1 protein-coding gene is annotated in these 993 nt (G+C 34.1%); it reads right to left on the bottom strand.

Translation table 11 applies throughout. The features are described 5' to 3' along the window. Positions 1-291 precede the first annotated feature (291 nt). On the bottom strand, positions 292-993 hold a 702-nt coding region (map, locus tag E1171_RS00790; protein ID WP_155203142.1), incomplete at its 5' end, for a type I methionyl aminopeptidase.

Below are 993 nucleotides of genomic sequence, written 5' to 3'. Positions count from 1 at the left end.
CAACCTTATTTTCTATATTTTCTTTTTGAGTAGTGAGGTATTTTAGTAGGATGTCTTGAATTGCATCTTTCGCATCTTCAGATGAACCTAAGATATTATATGCATACGGGAACAGTATGTTAGTGTAATCTTCCAATTTTTCAGTTTCATTATGATTCATCCTTAAAGACAATTTGAATCAAAAAAACGTGACAATTTTTGTTTGTGATGATTATCAAGATTAAGATTATAGAATAAATTGTGCCTTGGCTTTTTGAGTAAACCAAGAGCAGCATTTTATAATAGCCTTTATTAATCCCAGATTTTATTCGAATCAGTTAAAATAACTGGTTTTCCATCTGTCACCACAATGGTATGTTCGTGTTGGGCCACATATCCTCCTCTGTTTCCAACCAAAGTCCAATTATCACTTAATTCTAAAGCAATTGTAGAATCTGTTGATATGAAAGTTTCAATGGCTACCACAGAATTTTTTCTAAATCTTTGTCGATTTAATTTATCTCTATAGTTTAAAATATTTACTGGTTCTTCATGTAAACTTCTACCCACTCCATGTCCAGCCAGGTTTTTAATTACTTTAAAGCCGGATTTCTTAGCTTCCGATTCTATAATATGGCCTATGTCAGCTATTTTAACTCCTCCTTTGATGTTATTGATCGCTTTGAATAATATTTGTTTGGATGCATCAACAAGAGGTTGGTGATTATGAATATCTTTCCCTAAAACAAATGAGCCCCCATTATCTGACCAATATCCATCTAGCTCGGCAGACACATCAATGTTGATAAGGTCTCCCTCTTTTAGGATTTTTTGGGCTGAAGGGATTCCGTGAGCAATTTCATTATTGATACTTATGCAGGTCCAACCTGGGAAACCATAAGTTTCATGTGGTGCTGATTTTGCCCCATATTCTTTTAATATTTGTCCTCCATATTCATCCAGCTCCTTTGTAGTCATGCCAACTTTGGCATAATCTCTCATTCTTTTTAGTGT

The sequence above is a fragment of the Xanthovirga aplysinae genome, from assembly GCF_009711365.1.
Classification (GTDB): Bacteria; Bacteroidota; Bacteroidia; order Cytophagales; family Cyclobacteriaceae; genus Xanthovirga; species Xanthovirga aplysinae.
This window is presented reverse-complemented; position numbering and strand designations above follow the sequence as displayed.